This is a genomic window from Amycolatopsis thailandensis, from assembly GCF_002234405.1.
GTDB lineage: Bacteria > Actinomycetota > Actinomycetes > Mycobacteriales > Pseudonocardiaceae > Amycolatopsis > Amycolatopsis thailandensis.
In genome coordinates this window covers 1-1,105 of the sequence record NZ_NMQT01000301.1, presented here as the reverse complement: position 1 = coordinate 1,105, position 1,105 = coordinate 1, and the positions used below count along the sequence as shown (strand labels likewise).

The 1,105-nt window shown below is 71.5% G+C and carries 1 protein-coding gene; it reads right to left on the bottom strand.

What is annotated here, in order from left to right:
- Positions 1-1,105: amino acid adenylation domain-containing protein (locus tag CFP71_RS42465; protein WP_143267309.1), on the bottom strand; the 1,105-nt coding region annotated here is incomplete at both ends.

Sequence of the window (1,105 nt, the reverse complement as noted above, 5' to 3'; positions counted from 1 at the left end):
GCCGGCCGCAGCCGCCCCCGGTCTCCGGTGCGGTACATCCGCCCGCCGCCGAACGGATCGGGCAGGAAACGTTCGGCGGTCAGGCCGGGACGGCGCAGGTAGCCGAGCGCGACACCGGCGCCGGCGACGTGGATCTCGCCCGCCACTCCCGGCGGCGCGAGCCGCCCGGACTCGTCCAGCACGTACACCCGCCATCCGGGGACCGGCCTGCCGACGGACCTCGATCCGGCGAGCGCGTGCCACCGGGTGACGGTCTCGGCGGTGACATGCACGGTGGTCTCGGTGATGCCGAACATGTTCACCAGTCGGCATCGGGTCTCGGGATACCGGTCCAGCCACGGAAGCAGGCTCCTGACCGGCAGTGGCTCTCCCCCGAAGATCACCAGCCGGACCGGCAGCCGATCGTGGCGCGTGCGCTCCACCTCCGTGAGCGGGGCGAACGCCGACGGGGTCTGGCTCAGCACGGTGACCCCGCGCTCGGCCAGCAGGTCTCGCAGCTGCTCCGGCGAGCGCGACACCCAGTACGGGACGACGACGAGATGCCCGCCCGTGAGCAGGCAGCCCCAGATCTCCCACACCGAGAAGTCGAACGCGACCGAGTGGAAGAACGTCCACACGTCGGTGGCTCCGAGGGCGAAGTCGTCCCGGGTGGCGTCCACCAGCGCGACGACGTTGGAATGCGGGACGAGCACACCTTTGGGCCTGCCGGTGGAGCCCGACGTGTAGATCACGTACGCCGCTTCGTCCGCTCCACCGACGGCGGAGGGTTCGGCGTCGCCGCGCGATTCCGTGAGATCCCTGGGCGTCAGTACCCGAAGTCCCCCGGAGACGGGGAATCCGGTGTCCGTGGTGATCACGACGGCGAGCCGGGCGTCTTCGACGGTGTAGGCGAGTCGCTCCGCCGGATAGGCCGGATCGAGTGGCACATAGGCGGCGCCCACCTTGAGAACGGCGAGCAGGACCGCCACCAGCTCCGCCGACCGGTCGAGGCAGACACCGACCAGGTCTCCCGGGGTCACCCCGGCGGCGCGCAGGCCGTCGGCGAGCCGCGCGGACCACCGGTCGAGCTCACCGTAGCGGACCTGACCGTCCTCATCGGACAGTG